Consider the following 24,914-nt stretch of genomic DNA (forward strand, 5'->3'; position numbering starts at 1 on the left):
GCTCGGCTATCGCTCCCGTTCGAGGACCACGACCCGCAGGTCGTTCACGTTCGTGCCCGTCGCCCCTGTTCTCAGCACCGCGTCCAGTCCGTCCAGGTACCCCCGGCTGTCGTTGGCTGCGAGCGCGTCCCGAGCTTGCTCCGGGTTCGGAACGGTCTCACCGTCGACGAGCGCACCCGCAGCGGCCGTCGAGCCGTCGCGCCCGTCCGTGTCGACCGCCGCGACCGCCACGTCGTCGGTACCCCGCAGGTCCAGCGCCGCCGCGAGGCCGAACTCCAGGTTCGGGCCGCCAGCGCCGTCGCCACGGACGGTGACGGTGCATTCGCCGCCGGAGAGGAGCACCGCCGGCGGGTCGACTGGCCGCCCGGTCGCGCGCACCTCGCGAGCGACGGCCGCGTGGAACCGGCCGGCCTCGCGCGCCTCGCCTTCGACACCCGTCGAGAGCACGAGCGGTTCGTACCCCCGCTCGCGGGCGACCGTCGCCGCCGCCGAGAGCGCCGTCTCCCCGTTCGCCAGCACGTGGTAGTCGGCGCGGTCGAACGCGGGGGCGTCGGCGCGTGGCGTCTCCGGCACCGACCCGTCGACACCGCACCGGAGGTGCGTCCGCACGGCCGGCGCCGCCACGTCGTACCGGTCGAGGGTCGCGACCGCGTCGGCGTACGTCGTGTCGTCGGGGGCGGTCGGTCCACTGCCGATGACGGCGGGGTCGTCGCCGACGACGTCCGAGACGGCGAGCGTGACGAGCCGTGCGGGTGCCGCCGCATCGGCCACCCACCCACCCTTCACCGCCGAGCAGTGCTTCCGGACCGCGTTGAGCTCGGCGATGGCGGCGCCGGCGTCGAGCAGTTCGCGGGTCACGCCCGCGAGGTCCTCGACCGAGAGGTCGCCGGCCGGGAGTGCCAGCAGGGCGCTCGCGCCGCCGGTGAGCGCGACCAGCACGAGCGCGTCCTCGGGGGTATCGGCGACGCAGTCCTGAACCCGGCGGGCGGCCACGACGTTCCGGTGGGTGGGGACGGGGTGGTCGCCGACGAGCACCTCGACCGGCCCCGCATCGGCCGGTTCGTCGGTGACCACGACACCGCCGTCCACGCGGCCGTCGAGCGCGTCGACCAGCGCCGCTGCCACCCGGCCAGCGCCCTTGCCCGCGCCGACGAGCCGTATCGGGGAGTCGAGGTCGTATCGCGTGTCGTCGACCGTCAGAACAGTGTCCGCGACCGCAACGCCGTCCGCGACGACGCGCTCCGGCAGTGCCGCCTCGATGCCGGCAGTGACGCAGGCGAGCGCCGTGTCGCGGGCGGGTGTCGACGCGAGTTCGTCGCGGTTCTCGACGGGCACGACTCTCCCCCTACGTGGCGAAGCGCCGGACCAGCCCGACGACCACATCGCGGATCCGGTCCGGCAGGTAGCGGGCGAGCAGGCCGTACTTCGCGACGGCTCCAACGGGATATCTGGTCGCGGGGTCGGTGCTGCTGGCGGCGTTCAGGATGACTCCGGCGACCTGGTTCGGCGTGACGGAGAGCGGCCCGTCGCCCGCGACCAGACTGGCGTCCTCGAACAGCTCGTAGAGGTCGTCGTACGCCTCCGAACGGGGCAGGTCGTCGACCTCGCTGTCGGCGCGGTCCGTGAACTGCGTGGCGACGGGACCGGGCTCGACGACGACGACCTCGACGTCGAACTCGCGGAGCTCGCTCCGGAGCGCGTCGCTCATCGCCTCGACGGCGAACTTCGAGGCGGAGTAGACGCCCGTGCCGGCGACGGAGAGCTTGCCCGAGACGCTGGAGACGTTGACGAACGTGCCGTCCTCCGCCTCGCGCATGTGCGGCGCGGTGGCGCGGACCAGCCGGTGCGGACCGTAGACGTTCACGTCGAACTGCTCGTGGACCTTCTCGGTCGGGACGTCCTCGATGGGACCCATCTGCGCGTAGCCGGCGTTGTTGACGACGCAGTCGATGTGACCGGCCTCGTCGACGATGCGGTCGACGACGCGCTCGACCTGCCCGCGGTCGGTCACGTCGAGCTCGGCGGTCTCGCAGCCCATGTCGGCGAGGTCCGCGAGGTCGTCCTCGTCGCGGGCCGTCGCGTACACCAGCCAGCCCTCCGACCGGAACGCCGTCGCCGTCGCACGCCCGATGCCGGAGGAGCAGCCGGTGATGAGTACGGTCTCCAGTGTCGGTTCCGGTGCCGACGGCGACTCCTCGTCGTCCGTCGTCGCGCTCGCCTCCTCGGGCGAGTCGTCGTCCTCGTCTGCGGTCATGTCCCGGCGTTCACCCGGGAGGTACCTAAGTGTCGATGGTTCGTTTCACGTCGGCGGCGTGCGCGTCGGCCAGCCGCGTCGGCTCGGGGAGCTTGTAGCCCGCCGCGGTGGCGAGCGTCCAGTCCGCCGCCGTCTCGGCGCTCACGCGGTGGCCGGGACTGACGTACAGCGGGTTGACGTGCCGGTTCGGCGACTCGTACTGCTTCGTCTGGACGGCGTAGCCGATTCGCGTGCCGGCGGGTGCGTCGACGTCCTCGTCGGCGTCGATGCCGACGCGCTCGCCCGCCGCGAGGCCCTCCGTCGAGGCTTCGGGCGCGCCGCAGAGCAGGTTCTTCGCGACGCCGACGCTCGGCACGTCGAGCACGACGCCGATGTGGGTGGCGAGCCCGGCCTGCCGGAAGTGGATGCGCCCGCTCCCGTCGAACAGCACGCAGTCGGGCTCGGTCGAAAGCTCCTCGAACGCGGCGAGGATGGGGTTGCCCTCGCGGAACGAGAGCAGCCCCGGGATGTACGGGATGGAGAGCGGCGAGACGGCGTGGGCGCGCTCGACGACGCTGTCGCCTCTGGTGACGACGACGGCGCTCACCGCGCGGTCGTCGAGGAACGCCTGGTCGACGCCCGCGACGAGCGGGCCGGTGTCGCTGCCGACGGCGTCGCTGTCGAACTCGAAGTCGTCGATGAAGGTCGCAGCCGCCGCAATGTCGCGCTGCTGGGCCTCCATCTCCGCGCGGGAGGCCCCGGGGTCCGGGACGAACTCCCTGCGCATCTCAGAACGGGCCCCTGCCGCCACCGCCGCCGCGACGGCCACCGCCGAGGCTCGTCTCCCTGGGGAGGCTCACCTTGTCCTTGACGTACTGGCCGTACAGCAGGCCGAGCACGAGCCCGAACAGGTGGGCCGCGTGGGCGACGTTCGCCCCGCCGAGGGTGACGTTCCCGCCGATGATGCCGGTCACGCTGACGAGCGCGTACAGCCCGGTGAGCACCCAGATGGGCGTCGGGATGATGAAGTAGATGAGCACGGTGAGGTTCGGGCGGATGACCGTCAGCACGCCCATCAGGGCCAGGGCCGCGCCGGAGGCCCCGTACAGCGCCGTCGGCTCGCCGGTCACCAGCGCGAGGCCGATGTGGCCCAGCCCCGCGAGCACGCCGCTCCCGAGGAAGAGGAAGATGTAGTCGCGGCTGCCGACGTACTCCTCGACCAGCCGGCCGAAGAAGAATATCACGATGCTGTTGCCGGCGATGTGGTAGAGGTCCTGCGCGTGCGAGAAGATGGAGGTGAACCACGCCCAGACGTACTCGGGGTGCTGGCTCTGGAGCGTGAAGATGTCGTACCAGAGCTGCTGTTGTTCCGCGAGCCGGCTCGGACCGATGGTCGTGAACGTCGGGAGGATGAAGTACTGTATCCCCCACGTGATCCACATCAGCCCGAGGAACACGTACGTCATGTTCCCGCGGAAGTACGCCAGCGGGCCGCCGCGCCGGAAGGGGTCTGCCGTGAGGCCGCTCAGCACGCCACCGTCGCTGTCGTCGCTTGCTGTCGTCGTCTCTTCGGCCCAGACGCCCTCGGGGTCGTTCCACTGCAGCCCGGGACAGTCGTGGTTCTCCGGCAGCCGGTGGGTGCCACAGAACTTCCCCCCGCACCGGTTGCACGTGTACGGCATGTTCGTCTCCTCGCCGCACTCGTCGCAGTTGGCCATTGGTCGCCCGTACGAACACGGACGGCAAAGGGGTTGGGATTCCGAAACAGAGCAGACAAGTACCGTTGGTGAGGACTCTCGGCAAGTGGACCTACCCAAATTCGACCTTCGGCAGGAACTGTACGGAACTGCCTACGAGAGCATTCTGTTTTTCGGCATCCTGATAGTGTTCACGGGTACGTTCATCGTCTACCTCCTGTACCAGTCCCTCGTCGGCACCAGTCGGTTCCTCGAACGACTGTTCCTCTTCGTCCTCGTTCCGCTGGTTGCGACGATGCACGTCCGGACCGCACTCAGGACCGCACCCCGGGAATCGGACCACTGGCTGCCACCGGCATCGTACTCACTCGCAATCGTCGCCCACGTCGAATACGGCGTGGTCTGGCCCGTCCCGTTCCTCAGGGAAATGCTCCCGAAAGTGTTCGTCCTCCTCGGACTCGTGACTACGCTGGGACTCATCGCGTCCTGCGATACGGAGACGACAGCGTAGTGGGACCCATCTGTCAGTAGTGATTTCGCCAGTTCGGAGCGTCGTGGCGTGACGCAGGACGCGGTCGCTCTCGGTCGTGTGGTGCGTCGGGAAAGGGGTGAATCGTAGCCGGCGATGCTGTGGACGTCGCCGGCCGACGAACGGTCTCTGGAACCGTTCCGGGATTGGATCAGTCTAAGTCCGGTCGAAGTGCCTGATCGACCGCCATGTCGTTCTCGATGGCGGGCGGTGCCGGGGCGAAGCTGCGTTCCAGACGGTCGCCAACCGTCCGTGCGACTGCCGCGTCCCCGTCCGGGGTGGACAGGTCGGCGGCGTACGCGAGCAGTTCGACCCGAAGCCGCCAGCCCTCGAACTGTGTGAACGAGCGCACGCCAGCTTCGAGTTTCTGCGCGGTCTCGAGTGCCCACCACGGCTGGGGCGCGTGCGACGACTCACCGTCGTCCGTCAGCGCGGACAGCGCGACGTGGTGGACCACCCACGCCTCGGCTCGCGAGAGGTCGAGGCAGGTGGGTCCGGTCTGGCTGCGGGGTCGGTTCGTGGTCGACATGGCGTGACTGGGGAGTTCGTATCCCCTACATTCTGGATTACCCCGTACCCACATGAAGGTATCAACGAGTTCTGATGTCGTTTCGAGTCTCGATTCGGCTATCGAACTTGGCCGGAGGAGCAGTTGTCTGTGTCTTCTCCGTGGGAATTACTCGAAACAAGTACAGCCAGAAAGCCCCGCCGAACGTGGAAATCACTTGTACCGCGAACAGCCAGAAAGCCGCGGCTCGCTCGACTCCCGCGACTCGTTGCGGTCCTCGTTCCTGCGGTCCTCACGTCGTCGGGGTTCGTCGACCGAGCAGCCCCTTTCAGTCCCGCCCACCGCGACTGCACCGCACCTCAGCCTCCCCAGCCGACTGCGATGCTCGCTGCGCTGCGCTTCTCGCCCCTCGCACGAGCGTCGGCGAGCGGCCTTCGGCACGCTCGCCCGGCCGCGCGCCAGCCGGCTGATTCTTCGACGTCGTCGCCGGGCGTTTACAATATTTGTAAACCCTCGATGTTCAGACGACCCTATGTGCCGATACTGGAACCTCCCCAGCGTGAGAGTTTTTGGTCCCACGGGCCCGACGCTGGGGTGTGAAAGCGTACGAACAGAAGCAACTGCTCGCGCGCATCGACCGCGAGGGGGCCACCGTGGGCGCGGACATCCCCGAGCGCATCGACGTGCAGGGCGAGCCCATCGACCTGCAGTCGTTCGTCTTCGAGATCAAGCGTCGGGACACCGTCCCGGCGGGCGAGCGAGAGCGTGTGCAGCAGGCGAAGAAGAACCTGCGGCGCGAGCGCCTCCAGCGCAGACAGCGCCTCGAGAACGAGTGGGCCGAGATGACGTGGGCTGAGGGCGAGGAGCTGGTCGAGGCCATCATCGGGCTCGACCGGGCGTTGAACGCACTGGAGAGCCTCGGCCCGACGAACATCGAGGCCGAGGCCGACGCGAAGGAGGCCGCGGACAAGAAGCGCTGGATGAACTTCCTGAAGAAGGCCCTCGGCCGCGAGGGCAGTGGACCACGAACATGACCCTACAGGACGATGTCGCGGACCGGCTGGAGGAGATGGCGAACCTGCTCGAAGCAGACGACGTGGAGTACAAACCGAACGCCTACCGTCGCGCCGCCGAGAGCATCCGCGACTACCAGGGCTCGTTCGACGACCTCGTCGCGGAGGGTGCCGACGCCGTCGGCGAGCTCGACCACGTCGGCGACGCCATCTCCTCGAAGGTGGTAGAGTACGCCGAAACGGGCGATATCGAGGAGCTCGAGGAGCTCCGAGAGCGCTACCCGGTCGCGCTCGACGCGCTGCTCCGGGTGGAGGGCGTCGGGCCGAAGACGGTCGGCACGCTGTACGACGAGCTCGACGTCCGGAGCCTCGAGGACCTCGAGTCGGCCGCACGCGGGGAGCGGATCCGCGAGCTGCACGGCTTCGGTCCGAAGACCGAGGAGAACATCCTCGAGAACATCGAGTTCGCCAAATCCGCCGGCGAGCGCACGCTGCTGGGGGACGCCCGGCCGCTCGCTGACGACCTCGTGGACTACCTGTCCGACGCATCGCCGGTCGAACACGTCGAGGTGGCGGGCTCGTTGCGGCGCTGGCGCGCGACCATCGGCGACGTCGACGTGCTCGTCGGGACCGACGACGGGGCTGGGGCCATCGACGCGCTCCTCGACTGGCCCGCGGCCGACGACGTCATCGAGGCCGGCACTGAGAAGGCGAGCGTGCGCAGCGACGGGATGCGCGTCGACCTCCGGGTCGTCGTCCCCGACGAGTTCGGCTCCGCGCTCCAGTACTTCACCGGGAGCAAGGCGCACAACGTCGCCCTCCGCAACTACGCCATCGACCGCGGCCTGAAGCTCAACGAGTACGGCGCGTTCGACGTGAGCGAGGTCGACGATCCCGACGCGGGCCAGCGTGTCGGCGACCGCGTCGCCGGAACCGACGAGGCATCGATGTACGACGCGCTCGGCCTGCCCTGGATTCCGCCCGAGATACGGGAGGACCGCGGGGAGATCGCGGCCGCCGCGGCCGACGACCTCCCCGACCTCGTGACCGAGGACGACGTCCGGGGCGACCTCCACACCCACACCGACTGGTCCGACGGCGCGGAGTCCATCGAGTCGCTCCTCGACGGGGCGGCCGCCTTCGGGCACGACTACATCGCCGTCACCGACCACGCGACCGGCCCGGGGGTCGTCGGCGGCGTCGGCGTCCCCGACGAGGAACTGCTGGCGCAGGCGGACCGGATTCGGGACGTCGCCGAGGGCTACGACCTCGAGGTGTTCACGGGCGTCGAGGCGAACATCACCGCCGACGGCGAGCTCTCCGTCGATGACGACGTGCTCGCCGAGCTCGACGTGGTCGTCGCGTCGCCACACGCCGCGCTCGACGGCGACGGCACCGACCGACTCGTCCGTGCGATGGAGCACCCCGCTGTCGACATCCTCGGCCACCCGACCGGCCGGTTGCTGAACCAGCGGTCCGGACTCGACATCGACGCCGGGGCGCTCGCCCAGGCCGCCGCGCGGGAGGGCGTCGCCTTGGAGATCAACAGCGACCCGCACCGTCTCGACCTCTCCGGCGGCCCCGTGAAGGTCGCCGTCGACGCCGGCGCGACAATCGCCATCGACACCGACGCCCACCGCACGCCGTCGTTCGGATACGCCCGCTTCGGCGTCCACACCGCCCGGCGCGGCTGGGTCGAGGCCGCCGACGTGCTGAACGCGCGCGGTGCCGACGGCGTCCGGGAGTTCCTGCACTGATGCGGTACCTCCTCGACGCGATGCTCGGCAACCTCGCGACGTACCTGCGGCTCTGCGGCCACGACACGCTCTACGCGCTGGACCGGGACGTGGAGGCCGACGACGCGGTGCTCGAACTCGCAACCGAGGAGGACCGCAGCCTCATCACCCGTGACGAACAGCTCGCCGCGCACGCCGAGCAGTCGGTTCTACTCGGGCATCGCGAGACGGAGCCGCAGCTCCGCGAACTCGACGCCGCAGGGGTCGACCTCGCTCCCGTGGCGGAACCGGTCCACTGCGGGCGATGCAACGGTCGGCTCGCGAGGATCGAGACCGGCGATTCGGACGACGGCCCCGAGTACGTCCCAGACGACGCCGCCCCGGTCTGGCGCTGTCGGGACTGCGGCCAGCGGTTCTGGAAGGGGAGTCACTGGGACCGGATGGCCGCGACGCTCGCGGACGTGCGCGGGTCGTCAGGAGAGACGGCGACCGACCGCTAGTTGTTCGGCTCCCACTGCTGGCACGCCTCCATGTCGTCCATGACCTCGCCGTCCGCGCCGCAGTAGGGCTGCATCCCGTGGTTCGTCCGGACGTACTCGAAGTGCTGGCAGTTGCCGCAGTAGCGGTCCGCGAGGCTCTTCTCCCGTCGGCCGGCCCCGGACTGGAGCACCTCGCCGTCGTCGTAGCCGTCCATCGGCGACCGGATGTCCCGCGTCGACGCGCCGCCGTCGCTCGTCGTCGTCCCCCCACCACCGAGTCCGGGCGAGGACGCACCGGGAGACGCCCGGGATGCGGTGTTCGGGGACCCACTGGCCCCACCTGCCGACGAGTCGGGCCCCGAGCCGGCCCCGTTCGTCTGCGTCTCGACCGAGCCGTCGGGGTCCGCGCCGAACATCCCGACGCCACCGTGCGCCGCCTGTTCGGCGTGCTCGACCGGCACCTCGACGACGCGCGTCTCCCCCTCGCGGGTGACCTCCATCGTGACGGTACCGCCCGGGTCGTTACGCGTCTTGAACGTCACGACGGCACTGAACAGGCAGCCGATGGAGGCGAAGACGCCGAAGGAGTACACCGCCGCGACGAGCAGGGTGAGCCCGGTCCGTTCCTGCGGGCCCGTCACCCAGTACGTCGGGTAGGCGTACCAGAACAGCGCGACGCCGAGCACGCAGAGGCTCGCCCCGATGGCTGCGGCGGCCCGGATGCGCTTGCTCGCCGGCAGGACGGTGAACACGCCCACGAGCACCGCCGGGACGCCGAGCCCGCCGAGCAGCCCGGCGACCTTCCGGGCGTCGTAGACGCCCACGCCGACCGCACCGAGCAGGTCGGTTCCCCCGACGAGGATGCCCACCACCGTGAGCAACGCCCCGGCCGCGAACAGCGCCACCCCCAGGTAGAAGCGCCGGAGGTCGTCGACCTCTCCGACGTTGTCCTCGTACACGTCCGCGAGACTGGTCATGGACCCGTGTTGGTCCTCCCACCACAAAACAGTACGTCAGACATCGGGGTCGGAAGCGAAAGGTTGAATCGACGCGGTTGCAAAGCCCCGTCCATGGCTGACGAGGAGGAAGCAGACGCAGAACCCGCCGTCGAGCTCGGGGAGGGCGAGCCCGTCGAGGGCGCACCGCTCGCACGAGTCACGTCCCGCCTGACCTGGCCCATCAAGAAGAGCCGACTGGAGACACTCGAGGGCGACGCCGTCATCCGGACGCCCGACGGGCCGACCGAACTCTCCGCGGCGCTCGAAGACGTGGACATCACGTACTTCGAGAAGCGCCAGGAGTTCGAGGAAGCCGTCCGCGACGTCGTCGGTCGCGGCCCCGTCGCGACCGTGGACGAGTAGAGCCGTGTCGAGCCAGGACGCCGGCATCGTCACCACGGCCGTCGACTGGCTCCGTCCCAGACTGGCGTCCCTGCGCTGGTCGCGTCTCTCCTGGACCGCGAAGTCGCTCGTCGTCGGTGCGGCCCTCTCGCTACTCTGGATGGCGTTCCACCAGCCCGGGCTGGACCAGCGGCTCGTCATCGACGGCCTCATCTTCTTCTGCGGGCCGATGGCCCTCGCGGCGTACTACGGCGAGGACATCGGCTACCGTATCGACCGCACCGCGGTCAGGAACGCCGCGTTGCTCGCGCTGTTCGTCTTCCCGTTCTACCTCGTCGGGTCGTCGCTGCCGTCGATCCGTGCCTACTACCCGATGTGGGCGACGGCCGCCGAGCTGCGCGAGCCCGGGGCGTTCACCGTCCACGCCGCCAAGCAGTTCACGCTCGTCGTCGCCGTCGAGACGTACTACCGTGGCCTGCTCTGTGTCGGCGTCGGCGAACGGTTCGGCATCAAGGCCGCGTTCATCAGCCCCGTCGTCTACGCGCTGCACCACATCGCCAAACCCCCGATAGAGCTGCTGCTCTCCGGGCCGACGGACGTGCTGTTCGGGGCGGTCGACTACAAGAGCGGCTCCATCCTGCCCTCGGTCGTCGCCCACGGTGCCGGGCTGGTGCTGCTCGACTGGCTGGTCATCCACGACCCGGTCCTCCCGCCGGAGACGGTGTACGGCTGGCTGGAGTGGCTGCCCATCCCGCTGTAGCATACGTTTTTGTCCGTCCGCCCCACCTGTTGCAGTATGGCACTCGAATCCAACGACGACAGCGACGTCGAACTACCGACGCCGAGCGACGACGAGATCGGCAAGAAGCAGGCCACACTGGAGATGGCGCACGAGGAGGCCATCGAGCACGTGCGCGAGGCGTTCGCCGAGGCCGGCTTCGGCGTCGCCGTCGAGTTCTCCGTCTCCGACATGCTCGCCGAGAAGATCGGTGCCGACCGCGACCCGTACTACGTCCTCGGGGCCTGCAACCCGGAGATGGCCGACCGCGGCCTCGACATGAGCCCGGAGCTCGGCGGGCTGATGCCGTGTAACGTCGTCGTCTGGGAGGAGGAGCCCGGCCGACAGCACGTCTACCACGTCTCCATCATGAAGATCGCGCCGCTGCTCGGGATGGCGCCGAACGACGAGGACTGGGAGGAGCTGATCGCCGACACCGGCGAGCTCGTCGAGGCCGCGTTCGAGAACCTCGACACCGCCTGAATCCTCGCGGAACGTTCTCGGCTCAGAAGTCACCCAGCGAGCGCTGCACGCCGGCGACGAGGTCGGACTTCCGGCGGAGCCGCTCGTCGGAGACGGGCAGCCGCTGTGCGATGGTTCGGACGGCGCCGTGGAACGTCTCCGCCTCGCCGTGCTCGCCGGCGAGGGAGTCGTCCACGGCGTCCTCCTCGACGCTGTGCCACGGCGTCCCGTCGAAGGCGTTGCGGACGCTCTCGCGCACCTGCCAGACGCCGACGGGTGCCCAGTAGTCGTCGCTGACCTCCCGCAGCACCAGACACTTCGCCTGCCGGCCGCGGTCGGCGAGGTGTTCGAGGACGCCGAGTCGGCTGGCGTAGTACGCACCCGCGGTCTCGTCGACGTAGCCGGTGCGGCCCTCGTACCCCTCCGAGGCGCTCCCCATCCAGATGTCGCCGGTCGGGTCGGGGTTCCACACGCTACCCGGTGCCTTCATCTCCACGAGCTCGAACTCCCACTGCCCGGGTGCGAGGACGACCCAGAAGCGGTTGCCCATGTACTCGTTCATCCGGACCTCGACGCTGTCGACGCTCGGTGCGTGCCGGAGCTGGCCGCGGAGGTACTGGCCGATGGTGTCGTCGACGGCGGTGATGGACCAACGCGTCGGGACGAGCCGGCGGTTCTCGCCCTGACCGAGCGCGCCCGCGGAGAGCACGCGGTTGATGTCGTACACGTCGAGGCCACGTCGGTAGAGGTACGTCATCGCGCCCTGTGCCTGCCAGTCGTCGTCCTCCAGCGTCTTCTTCACCGGACGGGGGACGTGCGGGTTCTCGGTGAGGTCGACCGAGGTGGCGCTGGCGCTCGGGCCGGTCGGCGTCGCCACGCCCTCCCCCACGTCGAGGTCGAGGTCGAGCGTCCCGTCGAGGCCGATCTCGACGTCCACGGGGTCGCCCGCGATGGCGACCTCCCGCTGGACGCCGACGAAGCCGTCCCAGACGTCCTCGACGTTGACGTTCGCGCGCCGGCGGGAGTTGAGCAGGCCGGTGCGCCGCTCGACGACGTCGCCGACGCCGAGGCCCTGCTGGTACCACTGGCCGTCGGTGACGAAGTCGGTCGGGTCGCCGTCCGCGACGGGCGAGAGCAGCCCGGTCGAGACGTTGGGGTAGTTCGTCCGGCCGACGAAGATGGAGGGTGCCGTCGCTCCGTACAGCGAGTCGCCCTGGACAGTCTCCTCGAAGCGCGACTGGAAGTCCTCCAGGTACTCGGTGATGGCGTAGGACTTCTCCGCGGCGAGCTGTCGACGGCGGGCCGACTCGTCGGGTTCCAGCCCCTCGATGTAGTCGTCGAGCCGCATTCGAGGGAGGTAGGGCGACGACGCGCTTCAATCTGGCGGACAGGCGACACCGGAAACCACCCGGCTGCGACGTGTCGCACAGCCGCTGCCCGCATTCGGTCCACCGTCAGGGCACGCCGGGGCTGCCCCCGGCATCCTACTTAAATCGTCGCGAGGGTCCGCGCTCCCGCGGGAACCGTTCCGGACTCGAACCAGCCGCGCTCCTCCCGGCGGAGGATGCGGGCCGGTTCGTACTGACCGAAGCCGTCGCGCACGTCCATCGTGCCGGCGTACACTGTCCCATCCTGGACGGCCCACGAGACGACGAACGACTCGTTCTCGCCGGGGTACGGGTACCGCTCGACGACCCCGTCTTCGGTCACCTCGAACAGCGCGCCAGCAGGGGTTGCCGGCCCCCGGCCGTTGGCAGCCGCGTAAAGCGTGTCCTCGTGCGTGAGGCTCTCTCGGAAGTAGTTGAACCAGAAGTCGCGGAAGTCGGTGTCCTGTCTGAGCCACGTGCGACCGGCGTCGTCCGTCCGGTAGAGCCCGTTGCCACAGGCGGCGACGTACTCGTCTGCCCCGAGCGCGAGCAGGTGGTGGACGTCGTCGTGGACACCCGCGGAACGGGCGGACCAGGTCTCGCCGCCGTCGACGCTCAGGTAGACGCCCCCGGGCTCGATACCGACGGCGAGCCGCTCGGGTGCGTCCTGGTGGACCGCCATCGTCCGGACGCTCGCGTCGTCACCGGGCGCACGGTCGCGCCAGCGCTCGCGGTCGGGGAGCGACTGGAGGGCGTCGAGCTCGCGCCAGCTGGCGCCATCGTCGGTGGAGCAGTGGACGGCAGCGGGGTCGGTACCAACGTACCAGCGGTCACCGTCCGGACTGACTGTCGCCGAGACCACGGCACCCGGAAACTCGGCGACGTGGTCCCACGCACGACCGTCCGTGGTCCGGTAGAGCCCGCTCTCGGTGGCCGCGATGCAGCCGTCTTCGACCGCGTGGAGCCGATGCACGGTCGCGTCCAGCCGTCGCTCCGCGCCGGAACCATCCTCACGGAGGGCGAAGAGACCGTCGAACGTTCCGACGAGTAGCACCATCTTCGAGAACGAAGGTCGCCCACCCGGTAAGCGTTGTGTCGCACGGTCCGTCCAGTCGAGACTGCCAGCGTGGTGGCCGAAAGAACGGGCGGGTGGCGGCGTGGGCCTAGCTGTGGATGCCCATCGCTTCGATCTGCTCCTGGTAGCGGTTCCGGATTGTGACCTCCGTCACCTGTGCCACGTCGGCGACTTCGCGCTGTGTCTTCTTCTCGTTGCACAGGAGCGAGGCCGCGTAGATCGCGGCGGCGGCGTAGCCGGTCGGCGACTTGCCGGAGAGCAGACCCTTCTCGGCGGTCGTCTCGATTATCTCGTTGGCCTTGGTCTGTACCTCCTCGGAGAGTTCGAGTTCGGAGCAGAAACGGGGAACGTACTTCTTCGGGTCGACGGGCCGCATCTCCAGACCGAGCTCCTGGGAGATGTATCGATACGTGCGCCCGATCTCCTTCCGCTCGACCCGGGAGACCTCCGAGATCTCTTCGAGGCTGCGCGGGATTCCCTCCTTGCGACAGGCGGCGTAGAGAGCGCTCGTCGCGACACCCTCGATGGACCGGCCGCGGATCAGGTCCTCCTTGAGCGCGCGCCGGTAGATGACCGACGCGACCTCACGGACCGAGCGCGGGACGCCCAGTGCGCTGGCCATCCGGTCGATCTCACTGAGCGCGAACTGCAGGTTCCGCTCCCCCGCGTCCTTGGTTCTGATGCGCTCCTGCCACTTGCGGAGCCGGTGCATCTGACTCCGCTTCTTCGAGGAGATAGACCGACCGTACGCGTCCTTGTCTTTCCAGTCGATAGTCGTCGTCAACCCCTTGTCGTGCATCGTCTGCGTTGTCGGGGCTCCGACGCGAGACTTCTCCTGGCGCTCCTGGTGGTTGAACGCTCGCCACTCCGGACCGGGGTCGATCTTCTCCTCCTCGACGACGAGCCCGCAGTCGTCGCAGACGAGTTCGCCCCTGTCGGAACTCTTGACCAGGTTCTCGGAACTGCATTCGGGACACTCCCTGACTCCCTCCTGCTCGTCCGACGCCTCGGTCTCGGTTTCTCGCTCCCGCTGGCGGGTGGACCGTGTCATCGCACTTTTATAGTAGTATATCCCAATCACTTAAACCCTCGGTGGAGATCTGTCGGCTGTTACGGGGACACAACCCGGTGGAACGAAGGCAATCGCACGAAAGCGCGATGTAATTTTATCTGACACCAAATCGGAATCAGAACCGTTATACCCGAGGTTCGGTGACCTTCGGTCAATGCCGGTCATCGAGTGCGACGTCGAGGCGGCCCGCGAGACCCTCGAGGCAGCCGGGGCGACGGTCTCCGAGGGGAACACCGACCACGAACGCTGGCGAGCGGAGTACGGGGACGCCTCCGCCGTCGCGTACGACGAGAAGGTCGTCGTCCAGGGCGCGCGTCCGGCCGACATCGAGGCGCTCCTCAGGGACGGAAGCGGCCGCGCCCACTGCTACTTCGACGGCGCGTCGCGTGGGAACCCCGGTCCGGCCGCCGTCGGCTGGGTGGTCGTGACGAGCGACGGCATCGTCGCCGAGGGTGGCGAGCGCATCGGGAACGCGACGAACAACCAGGCCGAGTACGAGGCGCTCCTGCGGGTGCTCGAGGTCGCCGTGGACTACGGCTACGACGAGGTCGAGATCCGCGGGGACTCGGAGCTCATCGTCAAGCAGGTGCGCGGAGAGTACAACGCGAACGACCCGACGCTCCGCGAGAAGCGGGTCTCGGTCCACGAACTGCTGTCGAACTTCGACTCCTGGACCATCAGCCACGTCCCCCGTGAGATTAACGACCGCGCGGACGAACTGGCCAACGAGGCTCTCGACGAAGCCTGAGAAGACGTGCCAATGTCAGAGAAAGATAACACCCCGAGTGGTGACATAGCGGCGGACGCGCAGGACGGAACCGAACTCCCCCAGTCGGTCGTCGACCAGGCCGAGCGGCTGTCCCGCCTCGCGCGAGAGGCCGTCGACGACGCGGAGGCGGAGGCGTACCGCGAACGGCGGGCCGGGCTCGTGGACGAGTACGACTACGCAGCGCGGGTCCGTCACGACGACGAGGCGACGCTCGTCTGCTATCCCCAGGAGTGGCTGGCGGACGGCGTCGTGCAGATGGACCGGATCGAGGACACCGACCGTGCGGTAGAGGTCTCGCTCTCCGGACCCGGCGACCCCGACGAGTGGCGCGCGGTCGACCGGCACAACCGCGAGCTCGTCGAGCAGGTCCGCGAGGAACACGGCGAGGTGCACGCGCGGAACGCGACCGCGTTCGCCGACTTCGCGGGGAACCACTACGCGAAACCCGTCGAGTCGCTCACCGAGACGGAGATGGCGGAGTTCCTCGAGGAGTACTTCCCGCGCAACGCGTGGCCCAGCGAGGAGCAGAGGGACGTCGTAGAGCGGTCGCTCGAACTGGTGTACGAGACGGCAGGAGAGCGGGTGCCCGGTTCGTAGTCCGCCTCCGGCGTCGACCGCAGGAGCCGCAGTTCGGTCGTTACTCGAGGATGGCCCGGATGTCGTCCGCGCGCTCCTCTTCGGTCGCGATGTTCTCGAGTGTCCACTCGACCTGGTCCATGACCGCGTCGTAGCCGTCCTCGGTCAGTTCGTACTGGTTCGTGCGCTTGTCCAGTTCGCTCTTGTCGATGAGCCCGAGCCCGACGAGCTCGTCCAGGTTGGGGTACAGGCGGCCGTGGTTGACCTCGGTGCCGTAGTACTCCTCCAGCTCCCGCTTGATCGCGAGCCCGTACATCGGCTCCTTCGCCAGAATCACGAGGATATTGTGCTGGAACGCGGTGAGTTCGCGTGCAATGCCCTGCTGACCGGTGACTGTTTGTGCCTCTGACATGGTTACATAAATGTCATCGAGCTATTTAACACTTCTCAACTATTCGTTGTATCCGCCTCTGCATACATTTGTTTTCACTGGGTAAAAAATTAGACGGTGTCCAGTTCGGACCGAATGTGCGAACGGTGATTAGCAGGTCGCGGAGAGTCCCACGTTCCGGCCGAGAGCGTGTGAAACCGACCCACGAAACCGAGACGAAAGGACTTTGCCCCGGCCAGTCCCACGCCGGAACGTATGACGAACCTCTGGGAAGACCTCGAGACCGGTCCGAACCCGCCCGAAGAGATCTACGCGGTCGTCGAGTGCCTGAAGGGCGAGCGGAACAAGTACGAGTACGACAAGGATGTCCCCGGCGTCGTCCTCGACCGAGTCCTCCACAGCAACGTCCACTACCCCTCCGACTACGGCTTCATCCCGCAGTCGTACTACGACGACGAGGACCCCTTCGACGTGCTCGTCCTCGTCGAGGACCAGACGTTCCCCGGCTGCATCATCGAGGCACGCCCCGTCGCCCTGATGAAGATGGACGACGACGGCGAGCAGGACGACAAGGTCATCGCGGTCCCGACGGAGGACCCGCGCTACGACCACATCGAGGACCTCGAGGACATCCCGCAGCAGCAGCTCGACGAGATCGACGAGTTCTTCGCGACCTACAAGAACCTCGAGGAGGGCAAGGAAGTCGAGACGCTGGGCTGGGAGGACAAGGCCGCCGCGAAGGAGGCCATCGAGCACGCGATGGACCTCTACGAGGACGAGTTCCAGTAACGACACCGAAGCGACGCGCTTCTCCGTTTCGACGGACGCATCGGACGACCAGGGACCGGTGCGACCCCCGCGGGATACACACCGGTTATGCGAGGCTCTCGCACGATGAATTATGAGCATGGGTAATCTTATCCGGGTTCCGGCCGTAACTCCAGCCGTGATGGCTACCAACACCACGACTCCCACGACCGACCACCACGAGGACGACGACGGCGAGCACGCGACGGTCGGGCTCTCGCACGTCACAGTCGTCCCGACGAACTTCGAGCGGGACGACCGGTAGCCGTTCTTGCCGCCATCGAGGAGGGCCGGCGGCGCTGCAGGTGAAAAGAAGCTTCTTGTATCCTTCTCCAGTACGGTGGGGTATGGGTCTCTTCGATAGGTTGCGCGGTGACGACGCCCCACGCGTCGCTTTCTTCGGTATCGACGGCGTGCCGTACAGCCTCGTCGCCGACAACGAGGACGTGTTCCCGAACCTCAACCGGATCGCTCGCGAGGGCGGCGCCGCTGCCATCGAGAGCATCGTTCCGCCGGAGTCGAGCGCGTGCTGGCCGTCGCTGACCACCGGGGTCAACCCCGGTGAGACGGGTGTCTACGGCTTCCAGGACCGTGAGACTGGCACCTACGACACGTACGTGCCGATGGGCGACGACGTGCAGGCCAAGCGGCTCTGGGACCGCGTGCAGGAGGACGGCCGCGACGCGACCGTCCTGAACGTCCCCGTCACGTTCCCACCGCAACGCAACGTCCAGCGGCAGGTCTCCGGCTTCCTCTCCGTCGACGACATGACGAAGGCGGCACAGCCCGAGGAGCTACAGGGGTACCTCGACTCCATCGACTACAACCTCGACGTGAACGCCAAGCTCGGCCACGACGACGACAAGACGGCGTTCATCGAGAACGCCCACGAGACGCTCGAGAAGCGCTTCGAGGCGTTCGAACACTACGTCGAGCAGGACGACTGGGACCTCTTCTTCGGCGTGTTCATGACCACCGACCGGGTCAACCACTTCCTCTTCGAGCACTACGAGCGCGACGGCGAGTACAGGGAGGAGTTCCTCGAGTTCTACCGCACTGTCGACGAGTATATCGGGAAGCTCCGCGACGCGCTCCCCGACGACGTGACGATGCTCGTCGCCTCCGACCACGGCTTCACCACCCTCGACCACGAGGTCCACCTCAACGAGTGGCTCCGCCGCGAGGGCTGGCTCTCCTTCGACACCGACGAGCCCGGCGAACTCGGCGACATCAGCGACGAGACGCGCGCCTACTCGTTCATCCCCGGCCGCGTCTATCTCAACCTCGAAGGACGCGAACCGCGCGGTGGCGTCCCCGAAGCGGAGTACGAGGCGGTCCGCGACGAGCTCAAGGCCGAGCTCGAAGCCCTGGAGGGGCCGAACGGCGAGCCGGTCGCCGAGCGCGTCGTCGAGAAGGAGCAGGCGTTCCGCGGCGACCACGACGCCATCGCCCCCGACCTCGTCGTCATCCCGAACCACGGCTTCGACCTCAAGGCCGGCTTCAAGGGGCACGACGACGTGTTCGGCAAGGAGGCGCGCAACGGCATGCACAGCTTCGACAACGCCGCGCTGTTCGTCGACGACGACGACGTGAGCATCACGGATGCAGACCTCTACGACATCACCCCGACCATCCTCGACCTGATGGAGATCGACTACGAGCGCAGCGAGTTCGACGGCGGCTCGCTCGCCTGAGTCCTGTCGGAACGTTTTTGCGACGATTCCGCCAACGAACAGTCATGACGCCGGGCGACGACAGTGACTCCCAGGGAACCGCCTCCGCCATCACCTCGCTGCTCGTCCTCGGAGCGGGGCTGCTCGGCCTCTTCCTCGGCGTGCCGAACTGGTGGCTCATCTTCGTTATCGGCTACGCCGTCGTGCTCCCCATCGTCGCCACCCTCTTCGACGAGGACGACGACGGCGAGGTGCTCGACGAGGCCGGCCGCGGGAGGGAGGACGCGCTGAACGGACGGACTGACGAGCGGGTTCCCGACTCGAAGCGCGACGCGCTCGAGACGCTCCGGGAGCGCTACGCGCAGGGTGAACTCTCCGAGGAGCAGTTCGAGAACAAGCTCGAGAACCTGCTTGAGACGGAGACGCTGGAGGACGCCCGTGCCCGGATCGACCGCTCGGCCACGGGCGAGGCGCGACCGGCCGACGACCGCGAGCTGGAACGCGAGTAGCTCAGAACAGGTCGTCGAGCTCGTCGTTCTGGAAGGCCGCCGTGTGGTCGACCTGCTCCTGCTGCTCCTGTGCCTCCCGGGCGCGCTCCATGAACTCGTCGATGCGGGGGGAGCGTTCGACGCCGCCGAGCAGGACCAGCGCGGCGATGCGGTCGGAGTCGAGCGGGAAGTCGCCGCCCCGGACCTGGAGGCTGCCGGTCTGGTCCTCGACCCAGCTCCGGGCGCGCTCGACCCCCTTGCGCGGGATGGCGTCCGGCCGACCAGCGACGACGAGGAGGGCCGCGTCCGCCGTCACCGCGTCTGGGAGGCTCGTCCCGGTGAACAGTGCCGAGCGCGTGATGCTCGTGACCGCGTTGATGTTGTCCTCGGCGTCCTCGCCGCCAGCCGCGCTGGCGTAGCCGACGCAGGCGATGCCGCCCTCGCGCAGCGTGTTGATGATCTCCGAGGAGTCGACGACGGACTCGCCGACGCCCTCGACGTTCTCCCCGGAGGCGAACAGCAGGCCGATCCGCTGGGCGATGTTCCGGTTGATGGTGTCGAAGGCGGCCTCGACGGACTCGCCGGCGTCGTGCCAGGCGTCGTTGTCGACGAGGATGGTCGAGTCGGCCTCCCGGACGATGGTCTTCAGCGAACGGCCGGCGTTGGCCTGGTACATCGAGCCCTCGCCGCGCCCGGGGAGGATGCCGAGCGCGTAGACGGGGACGTCGTAGACACGTTTGAGCTCGCGGACGAGCACGGGCGCGCCGCCGGAGCCGGTGCCGCCACCGAGGCCGGCGACGACGAAGATCGCCTCGGCCTCCGCCGTGATCTTGCCGTCGAGGCCGTCCATCACCTCGATGGCGTCCTCCTGCATCACCTCGGCGCCGAGCTCGTTGTCGCCGCCGACGCCGTGGCCGCGCACGCGGTCCTGGCCGATGAGCTGTGTCTCGATGTCGAGGGTCTGGAGGTCGGTCTCCGCCGTGTTCACCGCGAGCGCACCGCGGACGGCGTCGAAGTCCATCTCGTAGTCGAACTCGGCCATGGCCTGTGTGAGCTTCCCGCCGGCCTGGCCGACACCAATCAGGACGACTTTCATGTCGGCAACGTCCGTGGAGGACGGGCGTAAACGTTCCGACAAATCGTTTTTGTGTGATGCCGCGGCCAGAGCGGTCATGCCCGACGCCCTCGACGACAGGCTCCGCGCCGTCGAACGCGCGCTGGACGGCTCGGACGACCGTGCCGCGAGCGTGACGACGACACCCGACGAGACGAGCACCGCTCGGCAGTCGGCACCAGCACACGCGAGAGACGGCGACCAGCTCGACGACCTCGAGTCGCGCCTCGACGCCGCCGAGACGGCCACCGCGGACCTCGAAGGCGCCGTCCAGGCGCTGCGTGGCTACGCCGGCAAGGTCCGGTCGGTCGACGAGCGGGTCGAGGAGCGTGCCGACGCTGCGCTCGCCGCGGTCGAGACGCTGGAGGACCGCGTCGACGAGTTGGAGTCACAGTCGACGCCGGTGCCCGAACGCCAGGGCCCCGGTCGCGACGAACACTGCCCGCACTGTGCCGGCCGCCGCGACGACGGTCGCCCGTCCGACGAGCCGCCAGCCGGGGGTCGACGCGAGCGGACGCTCGACGCCGGCTGGCCGACCTCGCCCGCGCCGCGCTTCGAACACGAGGACGGCGGCGACGCGAGCCGCGGGGTGCTCGCCCGGCTGCGGGACCGGCTGTGATGCGAGTCGTCCTCGCCGTCGCCGTCACGCTCGCCCTGTTCGCCGTCGCCGCGCCCGCCGCTGCCGAGGCCCGCGAGTACCGGAGTGACCGCGTCGTCGCCGCTGACCTGACGACCCTCGAACGCGCAGGGACGGTACTGCTCGACAGGGAGGACCGGACGCCGGAGCCAGCGACCGGCGCACGTCGCTTCGTCACGCTCCGGGTGCCCGGCGAGAGCTGGACGACGGCGCGCGTCGACTGGGTCGCTCTCGGCGGCCGGCCCGGGGCCGCGACCCCCGACCCGAACGTCGTCGCGTACGCGCTCGCCGGCGGCGAGCCTCGAACTATCGAACTCCCGTTCCCGCTCCGCACCGACGGCGACGGGCCGCTCGTGCTCGAGGGTGGGGGCCGCTACGAGCTCCGACTGTCGCTCGCGCCGAACGGAGTCCATGTCCGGCGAGCCGGAGTTTAAACCGGAACGGGCGGGCAGGGTCGGCATGGGAGCACTCCGTTCGCTGCTGACCGACGACGACGAGCGCTGTGGCTGCCAGCCCGCGTTCGAGACCGACCGGCTGCTGGTCGACGCGGGCGACTGCGCCGGTCGCGGGAACCTCGCGGCCGAGCCGGGCTGCCGCGCCACCGTCGTCGCCGCGCTCGCCTCGCGCACCGCCGACCGCGTGGTCTGTCGCGCCGACGGCCTGGACCGCGCCTACGAGGACGACGCCGCGGCGCTGCTCGTCGCCGCCGGGCGCTTCGCCGAGACCGTCGCACACCGCGACCCGGCGCTGGCCGAGCGCGCGGAACGGGACCCCCTCCGGGCGGCGGCCGACGCGGAGGCCCGCGCCGACCAGGTCGCCGATGCGGCCGCCGAGACGGGTCTCGCGCTCGCCGCAGAGCGTGCCCGGGAGGTCGCGTCGACCGACGCCACGGCTTCGGAGCGCGTCCCGTACGAGGCAGTGCTCCGCCCGTACGTCGGCCCGTCGCTGGCCCGTGCGAGGGTCGCCGCGACGCCACCGCCGGGGGCGACGCTGCTCGACGCCCGCGAGACGGACACCGACGCAGCGGTCCGCGAGTACGAGGACGCAGTCGGGCGACGGCGCTACCACGTCGAGCCCGTCGAGCACCGGCTGGGCGCGGCGAGCCTCCGGACGCTGGACACCGCGTACGAACGACTCGCGTCGGGCACCGGCGAGACGGCCGGCGGCGGCCGACGCGCGCCGGGCCGGGCCGTTCGAGCCGTCGCGGGCGACGACGACCCGGTCGAGACGCTCTCGGCGGTCCTCCGGAAGCACACCCGCGGCCACGGCGTGCTGACGGACTGCTTCGCCGACGAGGCGGTCTCGGACGTGTTCGCCTCCGCGCCGGTCACCGGGACCCCGCTCCGGGTGACCGCTGACGGGCACACCATGCCGACGAACGTGCGGCTGACGGCCGACGGGGCGGCGGCGCTCGCCTCGCGCTTCCGTCGCGAGAGCGGCCGCGCGTTCTCCAGAGCAAGCCCGACGCTCGACGCGACGGCAACGGTCGCCGGCACGCAGGTCAGGGTCGCGGGGGTCACCGAGCCGGTGAGCGACGGCTACGGCTTCGCCTTCCGGCGCTCGGGCACCGAGGCGTGGACGCTCCCACGGCTCGTCGCGGTCGACTCCGTGACGCCACGAGCCGCCGCCTTGCTCTCGCTGGCTGTCGAGCGTGCTGCCGCCACGCTCGTCGCCGGGACCCGCGGCGCGGGCAAGACCACGACGCTCGGCGCGCTCCTGTGGGAGCTACCCCCCGAGACGCGGACCGTCGTCATCGAGGACACGCCCGAACTCCCCGTCGCGAGCCTCCAGACCCACGGTCGGGACGTGCAGGCGCTCCGGACCGCGACGGACGACGGGCCGAGCGTCGCCCCCGACGAGGCGCTCCGGACGGCGCTCCGGCTGGGAGAGGGCGCCCTCGTCGTCGGCGAGGTCCGCGGCGAGGAGGCCCAGGTGCTGTACGAGGCGATGCGCGTCGGCGCGAGCGGGAGTGCGGTGCTGGGAACAATCCACGGCGACGGCGGCGCGGACGTCGAGGAGCGCGTCGTCTCCGACCTCGGCGTGCCGGTCTCCTCGTTCGCCGTCACCGACCTCGTCGTCACGCTCCGGCCGCTCGACACCCCGGATGGGAGCGTTCGGCGCGTCTGCCGCATCGAGGAGGTCCGCGCCGCCGACGACGGCGTCACCTTCGCGCCGCTGTTCGAACTCGACGGTCGCTCGCTCGAACCGACGGGGCGGATCGACCGCGGCGAGAGCGAACTCGTCGCGACGCTGGCCCGTCCCGGCGAGAGCTACGCCGAGGTGCGCGAGACGCTGACTGAGCGGGCCGACGCCATCGCCTCGCTGGCCGACGACGGGCGGACCGGCCCCGAAGCGGTGGCACCCGTGCCGGGTGGACAGCCGTGAGCACGGTGGGAGCCGTAGCCGTTCGAGCCCTGGCCCGTGGCTACCCGTGGCCGGTCGAGTCGAGCGACGACCTCGCCCGGGCACTCGGCTTCGTCGGGAGCGAGCTTGACGCCGCGACGGTCGTCCGAGCGGGCTACGTCGCCGGCGCGCTGGCTGCTCTCGTCGGCACCGCCGCCGCAGTCGTGCTCTCGCTCGCGCCGACGACCGTCCCGCTCGTGGCTGCCGCGCTCGGCCTCGCGGCGACACACGCCGTCCACGCTACCCCGGGGGCACTGGCCAGGGCTCGCCGGACAGCGGCCCTCGGTGACGCACCGGGGCTCGTCGGCCGCGCCGTCCTGCGGATGCACGTCGAACCGGCGGCCGAGCGTGCCGCCGCCTTCGCCGCCGAGACCGACGACGGGCCGCTGGCGCGGAGCCTCGCGACCCACGTTCGCCGTTCCCGTGGCGCGCCCGGCTCCGGACTCGGCGGCTTCGCCGACGAGTGGGGCGAGGAGTTCCCCGCGCTCCGCCGAGCCCTCCACCTCGTCGACGCGGCCGCCGACGCGCCGTCGGGCGAGCGAGGGCGCAGCCTCGACCGGGCGATGACGGCCGTCACGCGCGGGACCCGCGACCGGATGGCCGAGTTCGGTGCCCGCATCCAGGGGCCGGCGACCGGGCTCTACGCCTTCGGCGTGCTCCTTCCGCTCGCGCTCGTCGCCGTGCTCCCCGCCGCACGGGTCGCCGGCGTCCCGGTCACCGTCGGCGCGCTGGTACTGGTCTACGACGTGGCGCTCCCCGGGTGCCTGCTCGCCGCGAGCGGCTGGCTCTTCACACGGCGTCCCGTCGCGTTCCCCCCACCGTCGGTGCCGCGCTCGCATCCCGACGTGCCCGACCAGCCCTGGCGCGCGGTCGCAGCCGGACTCGGTGCCGCCGTCGCGAGCGCGGCGCTGGCAGGTGTCGTCGCACCGGCGTGGACGGCACCACTGGTCGGCGTCGCGATGGGTGCCGGCGTCGCACTCCTCGTCCGCTATCGCCCCATCGCGGCGGTCCGGGACCACGCACGGGCCGTCGAGGCGGGCCTCGTCGACGCCCTCTACCTCGTCGGCCGGCGCGTGAGCGAGGGCACCGCCGTCGAGACGGCCGTCGAACGCGCCGCCGCGGAGGTCGAGGGCGAGACAGGCGAGACGTTCGCCGCGGCCGCCGACCGCCAGCGCCAGCTCCGCGTCGGCGTCGAGCGCGCGTTCCTCGGCGACCACGGCGCGCTCGCGGACGTGCCGAGTCCACGAGCGAGAGGGACCGCCACCCTGCTCGGCCTCGCCAGCGAGGAGGGCGCGCCGGCGGGGCGGGCGCTCGTCTCGATGGCCGACCACCTCGCCGACCTGCAGGCGCTCGAACGGGAGTGCCGGAACGACCTCGCCCGCGTGACGGGGACGCTCGCCAGTACGGCGACGACGTTCGGCCCGCTCGTCGCCGGTGCGACGGTCGCCCTGGCGGCGGGGATGGGGGGCGGGGCCGGAGGCACAGCGGCGACGGGCCTCACCGACGGTTCGACAGGGACCGGTTCCAGCGCGACCGGCGTCCCGCCGCTCCCGACGGCCGAGCTCGGCCTGGTCGTCGGGATCTACGTCTGTCTGCTGGCGGTCGTCCTCACCGTTCTCTCGACCGGGCTCCGCCACGGTCTCGACCGCGCCCTCGTCGGCCACCACGTCGGCCGGGCGCTCCCGACCGCCGTCTGCGTCTACGTCGGGAGCGTCGTCGCTGCGGGCGTGGTCGTCTGAGGGTTCAAGTACGAACCCGCGGCCAGAG

The 24,914-nt window shown here is 69.8% G+C and carries 28 protein-coding genes; 17 read left to right on the forward strand and 11 right to left on the reverse strand.

What is annotated here, in order from left to right; translation table 11 throughout:
* Nucleotides 1-6: 6 nt before the first annotated feature.
* From BLT27_RS02330 to BLT27_RS02345, 4 genes are read right to left on the reverse strand one after another with little or no spacing between them, the layout of a single operon-like run.
* A complete protein-coding gene (locus BLT27_RS02330; RefSeq protein ID WP_245707590.1) occupies nt 7-1,335 on the reverse strand; it encodes a glycerate kinase type-2 family protein in 1,329 nt (442 codons plus the stop codon).
* A 10-nt stretch (nt 1,336-1,345) separates the two neighbouring features.
* Nucleotides 1,346-2,254 (reverse strand): SDR family oxidoreductase, encoded by a 909-nt coding sequence (locus BLT27_RS02335; RefSeq protein WP_089731420.1) that lies wholly within the window; start codon nt 2,252-2,254, stop codon nt 1,346-1,348.
* 25 nt (nt 2,255-2,279) lie between these two features.
* The gene (locus BLT27_RS02340; protein ID WP_089731421.1) at nt 2,280-3,020 is read right to left on the reverse strand and encodes an endonuclease V; all 741 of its coding nucleotides are present in this window, start codon (nt 3,018-3,020) and stop codon (nt 2,280-2,282) included.
* Nucleotide 3,021: 1 nt separating this feature from the next.
* Complete coding sequence (locus BLT27_RS02345) at nt 3,022-3,951, reverse strand: rhomboid family intramembrane serine protease (protein WP_089731422.1); 930 nt, start codon at nt 3,949-3,951, stop codon at nt 3,022-3,024.
* An 85-nt stretch (nt 3,952-4,036) separates the two neighbouring features.
* Here BLT27_RS02345 and BLT27_RS02350 point away from each other — a divergent pair, with 85 nt between their 5' ends.
* Nucleotides 4,037-4,441 carry a hypothetical protein gene (locus tag BLT27_RS02350; RefSeq protein ID WP_139172233.1) on the forward strand — a complete coding sequence of 135 codons (405 nt, stop codon included), beginning with the start codon at nt 4,037-4,039 and terminating at the stop codon, nt 4,439-4,441.
* 169 nt (nt 4,442-4,610) lie between these two features.
* On the opposite strand, the gene BLT27_RS02355 is transcribed toward BLT27_RS02350, so the two are convergent.
* Nucleotides 4,611-4,988 (reverse strand): DUF7853 family protein, encoded by a 378-nt coding sequence (locus BLT27_RS02355; RefSeq protein WP_089731424.1) that lies wholly within the window; start codon nt 4,986-4,988, stop codon nt 4,611-4,613.
* A gap of 575 nt (nt 4,989-5,563) precedes the next feature.
* Here BLT27_RS02355 and BLT27_RS02360 point away from each other — a divergent pair.
* From BLT27_RS02360 to BLT27_RS02370, 3 genes are read left to right on the forward strand one after another with little or no spacing between them, the layout of a single operon-like run.
* On the forward strand, nt 5,564-6,001 hold the full coding sequence (locus BLT27_RS02360) for a DUF5788 family protein (RefSeq protein ID WP_089731425.1): 438 nt from the start codon (nt 5,564-5,566) through the stop codon (nt 5,999-6,001).
* On the forward strand, nt 5,998-7,737 hold the full coding sequence (gene polX, locus BLT27_RS02365) for a DNA polymerase/3'-5' exonuclease PolX (RefSeq protein WP_089731426.1): 1,740 nt from the start codon (nt 5,998-6,000) through the stop codon (nt 7,735-7,737). Before BLT27_RS02360 ends, polX begins: the two co-directional genes overlap by 4 nt.
* The gene (locus tag BLT27_RS02370; protein WP_089731427.1) at nt 7,737-8,216 is read left to right on the forward strand and encodes a Mut7-C RNAse domain-containing protein; all 480 of its coding nucleotides are present in this window, start codon (nt 7,737-7,739) and stop codon (nt 8,214-8,216) included. The genes polX and BLT27_RS02370 overlap by 1 nt, the downstream gene beginning before the upstream one ends.
* Here the strand turns inward: BLT27_RS02370 and BLT27_RS02375 are convergent.
* Entirely contained in the window at nt 8,213-9,172 is a 960-nt protein-coding gene (locus BLT27_RS02375; RefSeq protein WP_089731428.1) for a cell division protein CdpA domain-containing protein, read from the reverse strand. The two genes, BLT27_RS02370 and BLT27_RS02375, sit on opposite strands and share 4 nt — an antisense overlap.
* 93 nt (nt 9,173-9,265) lie before the next feature.
* On the opposite strand from BLT27_RS02375, the gene BLT27_RS02380 reads away from it, so the two are divergent.
* From BLT27_RS02380 to BLT27_RS02390, 3 genes are read left to right on the forward strand one after another with little or no spacing between them, the layout of a single operon-like run.
* Nucleotides 9,266-9,556 (forward strand): DUF5789 family protein, encoded by a 291-nt coding sequence (locus tag BLT27_RS02380; RefSeq protein ID WP_089731429.1) that lies wholly within the window; start codon nt 9,266-9,268, stop codon nt 9,554-9,556.
* A gap of 4 nt (nt 9,557-9,560) precedes the next feature.
* Nucleotides 9,561-10,295, forward strand: coding sequence for a CPBP family intramembrane glutamic endopeptidase (locus BLT27_RS02385; RefSeq protein WP_245707592.1), 735 nt, complete (start codon nt 9,561-9,563; stop codon nt 10,293-10,295).
* A gap of 36 nt (nt 10,296-10,331) precedes the next feature.
* Nucleotides 10,332-10,796: a DUF302 domain-containing protein gene (locus BLT27_RS02390; RefSeq protein ID WP_089731430.1), complete on the forward strand. Its 465-nt coding sequence runs from the start codon at nt 10,332-10,334 to the stop codon at nt 10,794-10,796.
* A 22-nt stretch (nt 10,797-10,818) separates the two neighbouring features.
* On the opposite strand, the gene nreA is transcribed toward BLT27_RS02390, so the two are convergent.
* The 3 genes from nreA to BLT27_RS02405 all read right to left on the reverse strand — a co-directional run bounded on the left by nreA (nt 10,819) and on the right by BLT27_RS02405 (nt 14,268).
* Entirely contained in the window at nt 10,819-12,123 is a 1,305-nt protein-coding gene (gene nreA / locus BLT27_RS02395) for a DNA repair protein NreA (protein ID WP_089731431.1), read from the reverse strand.
* 140 nt (nt 12,124-12,263) lie between these two features.
* On the reverse strand, nt 12,264-13,199 hold the full coding sequence (locus tag BLT27_RS02400) for a WD40/YVTN/BNR-like repeat-containing protein (RefSeq protein WP_089731432.1): 936 nt from the start codon (nt 13,197-13,199) through the stop codon (nt 12,264-12,266).
* Between the two features lie 106 nt (nt 13,200-13,305).
* Entirely contained in the window at nt 13,306-14,268 is a 963-nt protein-coding gene (locus BLT27_RS02405) for a transcription initiation factor IIB (protein WP_089731433.1), read from the reverse strand.
* 175 nt (nt 14,269-14,443) lie between these two features.
* Here BLT27_RS02405 and rnhA point away from each other — a divergent pair, with 175 nt between their 5' ends.
* Both rnhA and BLT27_RS02415 read left to right on the forward strand, forming a co-directional pair.
* Nucleotides 14,444-15,037, forward strand: coding sequence for a ribonuclease HI (gene rnhA / locus BLT27_RS02410; RefSeq protein ID WP_089731434.1), 594 nt, complete (start codon nt 14,444-14,446; stop codon nt 15,035-15,037).
* Between the two features lie 12 nt (nt 15,038-15,049).
* Complete coding sequence (locus BLT27_RS02415) at nt 15,050-15,655, forward strand: DUF7108 family protein (RefSeq protein WP_089731435.1); 606 nt, start codon at nt 15,050-15,052, stop codon at nt 15,653-15,655.
* Between the two features lie 40 nt (nt 15,656-15,695).
* Here the strand turns inward: BLT27_RS02415 and BLT27_RS02420 are convergent, their stop codons facing one another.
* Nucleotides 15,696-16,046 carry a PadR family transcriptional regulator gene (locus BLT27_RS02420; RefSeq protein ID WP_089731436.1) on the reverse strand — a complete coding sequence of 117 codons (351 nt, stop codon included), beginning with the start codon at nt 16,044-16,046 and terminating at the stop codon, nt 15,696-15,698.
* Between the two features lie 234 nt (nt 16,047-16,280).
* Between BLT27_RS02420 and BLT27_RS02425 the strand changes: the two genes are divergently transcribed.
* The 4 genes from BLT27_RS02425 (at nt 16,281) to BLT27_RS02435 (ending at nt 19,014) form a co-directional block, all read left to right on the forward strand.
* Nucleotides 16,281-16,814 (forward strand): inorganic diphosphatase, encoded by a 534-nt coding sequence (locus BLT27_RS02425; protein ID WP_089731437.1) that lies wholly within the window; start codon nt 16,281-16,283, stop codon nt 16,812-16,814.
* A 160-nt stretch (nt 16,815-16,974) separates the two neighbouring features.
* Entirely contained in the window at nt 16,975-17,097 is a 123-nt protein-coding gene (locus tag BLT27_RS20360) for a hypothetical protein (protein ID WP_281241446.1), read from the forward strand.
* Nucleotides 17,098-17,179: 82 nt separating this feature from the next.
* Nucleotides 17,180-18,526, forward strand: coding sequence for an alkaline phosphatase family protein (locus BLT27_RS02430; RefSeq protein ID WP_089731438.1), 1,347 nt, complete (start codon nt 17,180-17,182; stop codon nt 18,524-18,526).
* A gap of 44 nt (nt 18,527-18,570) precedes the next feature.
* Nucleotides 18,571-19,014: an SHOCT domain-containing protein gene (locus tag BLT27_RS02435; protein WP_089731439.1), complete on the forward strand. Its 444-nt coding sequence runs from the start codon at nt 18,571-18,573 to the stop codon at nt 19,012-19,014.
* A gap of 1 nt (nt 19,015) precedes the next feature.
* On the opposite strand, the gene BLT27_RS02440 is transcribed toward BLT27_RS02435, so the two are convergent.
* Nucleotides 19,016-20,089 (reverse strand): tubulin/FtsZ family protein, encoded by a 1,074-nt coding sequence (locus BLT27_RS02440; RefSeq protein WP_089731440.1) that lies wholly within the window; start codon nt 20,087-20,089, stop codon nt 19,016-19,018.
* Between the two features lie 76 nt (nt 20,090-20,165).
* Here BLT27_RS02440 and BLT27_RS02445 point away from each other — a divergent pair, with 76 nt between their 5' ends.
* From BLT27_RS02445 to BLT27_RS02460, 4 genes are read left to right on the forward strand one after another with little or no spacing between them, the layout of a single operon-like run.
* The gene (locus BLT27_RS02445) at nt 20,166-20,726 is read left to right on the forward strand and encodes a DUF7310 family coiled-coil domain-containing protein (protein WP_089731441.1); all 561 of its coding nucleotides are present in this window, start codon (nt 20,166-20,168) and stop codon (nt 20,724-20,726) included.
* The gene (locus BLT27_RS02450; RefSeq protein ID WP_089731442.1) at nt 20,726-21,178 is read left to right on the forward strand and encodes a DUF7311 family protein; all 453 of its coding nucleotides are present in this window, start codon (nt 20,726-20,728) and stop codon (nt 21,176-21,178) included. Before BLT27_RS02445 ends, BLT27_RS02450 begins: the two co-directional genes overlap by 1 nt.
* 25 nt (nt 21,179-21,203) lie before the next feature.
* Entirely contained in the window at nt 21,204-23,129 is a 1,926-nt protein-coding gene (locus BLT27_RS02455) for an ATPase, T2SS/T4P/T4SS family (RefSeq protein WP_089731443.1), read from the forward strand.
* Nucleotides 23,126-24,886 (forward strand): type II secretion system protein, encoded by a 1,761-nt coding sequence (locus BLT27_RS02460; protein WP_089731444.1) that lies wholly within the window; start codon nt 23,126-23,128, stop codon nt 24,884-24,886. Before BLT27_RS02455 ends, BLT27_RS02460 begins: the two co-directional genes overlap by 4 nt.
* The last annotated feature ends 28 nt before the right edge of the window (nt 24,887-24,914 follow it).

It is taken from the genome of Haloarchaeobius iranensis (assembly GCF_900103505.1).
GTDB classification, from domain to species: Archaea; Halobacteriota; Halobacteria; order Halobacteriales; family Natrialbaceae; genus Haloarchaeobius; species Haloarchaeobius iranensis.

What these genes read in the sequence shown, in the direction of transcription:
- BLT27_RS02445 (WP_089731441.1), top strand. Translation starts at nt 20,166, where the DNA reads ATGCCCGACGCCCTCGACGACAGGCTCCGCGCCGTCGAACGCGCGCTG.
- BLT27_RS02400 (WP_089731432.1), bottom strand. Translation starts at nt 13,199, where the DNA reads ATGGTGCTACTCGTCGGAACGTTCGACGGTCTCTTCGCCCTCCGTGAG.
- BLT27_RS02425 (WP_089731437.1), top strand. Translation starts at nt 16,281, where the DNA reads ATGACGAACCTCTGGGAAGACCTCGAGACCGGTCCGAACCCGCCCGAA.
- BLT27_RS02420 (WP_089731436.1), bottom strand. Translation starts at nt 16,046, where the DNA reads ATGTCAGAGGCACAAACAGTCACCGGTCAGCAGGGCATTGCACGCGAA.
- BLT27_RS02355 (WP_089731424.1), bottom strand. Translation starts at nt 4,988, where the DNA reads ATGTCGACCACGAACCGACCCCGCAGCCAGACCGGACCCACCTGCCTC.
- BLT27_RS02430 (WP_089731438.1), top strand. Translation starts at nt 17,180, where the DNA reads ATGGGTCTCTTCGATAGGTTGCGCGGTGACGACGCCCCACGCGTCGCT.
- nreA (WP_089731431.1), bottom strand. Translation starts at nt 12,123, where the DNA reads ATGCGGCTCGACGACTACATCGAGGGGCTGGAACCCGACGAGTCGGCC.
- BLT27_RS02335 (WP_089731420.1), bottom strand. Translation starts at nt 2,254, where the DNA reads ATGACCGCAGACGAGGACGACGACTCGCCCGAGGAGGCGAGCGCGACG.
- BLT27_RS02450 (WP_089731442.1), top strand. Translation starts at nt 20,726, where the DNA reads ATGCGAGTCGTCCTCGCCGTCGCCGTCACGCTCGCCCTGTTCGCCGTC.
- BLT27_RS02440 (WP_089731440.1), bottom strand. Translation starts at nt 20,089, where the DNA reads ATGAAAGTCGTCCTGATTGGTGTCGGCCAGGCCGGCGGGAAGCTCACA.
- BLT27_RS02405 (WP_089731433.1), bottom strand. Translation starts at nt 14,268, where the DNA reads ATGACACGGTCCACCCGCCAGCGGGAGCGAGAAACCGAGACCGAGGCG.
- BLT27_RS02340 (WP_089731421.1), bottom strand. Translation starts at nt 3,020, where the DNA reads ATGCGCAGGGAGTTCGTCCCGGACCCCGGGGCCTCCCGCGCGGAGATG.
- polX (WP_089731426.1), top strand. Translation starts at nt 5,998, where the DNA reads ATGACCCTACAGGACGATGTCGCGGACCGGCTGGAGGAGATGGCGAAC.
- BLT27_RS02375 (WP_089731428.1), bottom strand. Translation starts at nt 9,172, where the DNA reads ATGACCAGTCTCGCGGACGTGTACGAGGACAACGTCGGAGAGGTCGAC.
- BLT27_RS02435 (WP_089731439.1), top strand. Translation starts at nt 18,571, where the DNA reads ATGACGCCGGGCGACGACAGTGACTCCCAGGGAACCGCCTCCGCCATC.
- BLT27_RS02380 (WP_089731429.1), top strand. Translation starts at nt 9,266, where the DNA reads ATGGCTGACGAGGAGGAAGCAGACGCAGAACCCGCCGTCGAGCTCGGG.
- rnhA (WP_089731434.1), top strand. Translation starts at nt 14,444, where the DNA reads ATGCCGGTCATCGAGTGCGACGTCGAGGCGGCCCGCGAGACCCTCGAG.
- BLT27_RS20360 (WP_281241446.1), top strand. Translation starts at nt 16,975, where the DNA reads ATGGCTACCAACACCACGACTCCCACGACCGACCACCACGAGGACGAC.
- BLT27_RS02345 (WP_089731422.1), bottom strand. Translation starts at nt 3,951, where the DNA reads ATGGCCAACTGCGACGAGTGCGGCGAGGAGACGAACATGCCGTACACG.
- BLT27_RS02415 (WP_089731435.1), top strand. Translation starts at nt 15,050, where the DNA reads ATGTCAGAGAAAGATAACACCCCGAGTGGTGACATAGCGGCGGACGCG.
- BLT27_RS02390 (WP_089731430.1), top strand. Translation starts at nt 10,332, where the DNA reads ATGGCACTCGAATCCAACGACGACAGCGACGTCGAACTACCGACGCCG.
- BLT27_RS02455 (WP_089731443.1), top strand. Translation starts at nt 21,204, where the DNA reads ATGGGAGCACTCCGTTCGCTGCTGACCGACGACGACGAGCGCTGTGGC.
- BLT27_RS02370 (WP_089731427.1), top strand. Translation starts at nt 7,737, where the DNA reads ATGCGGTACCTCCTCGACGCGATGCTCGGCAACCTCGCGACGTACCTG.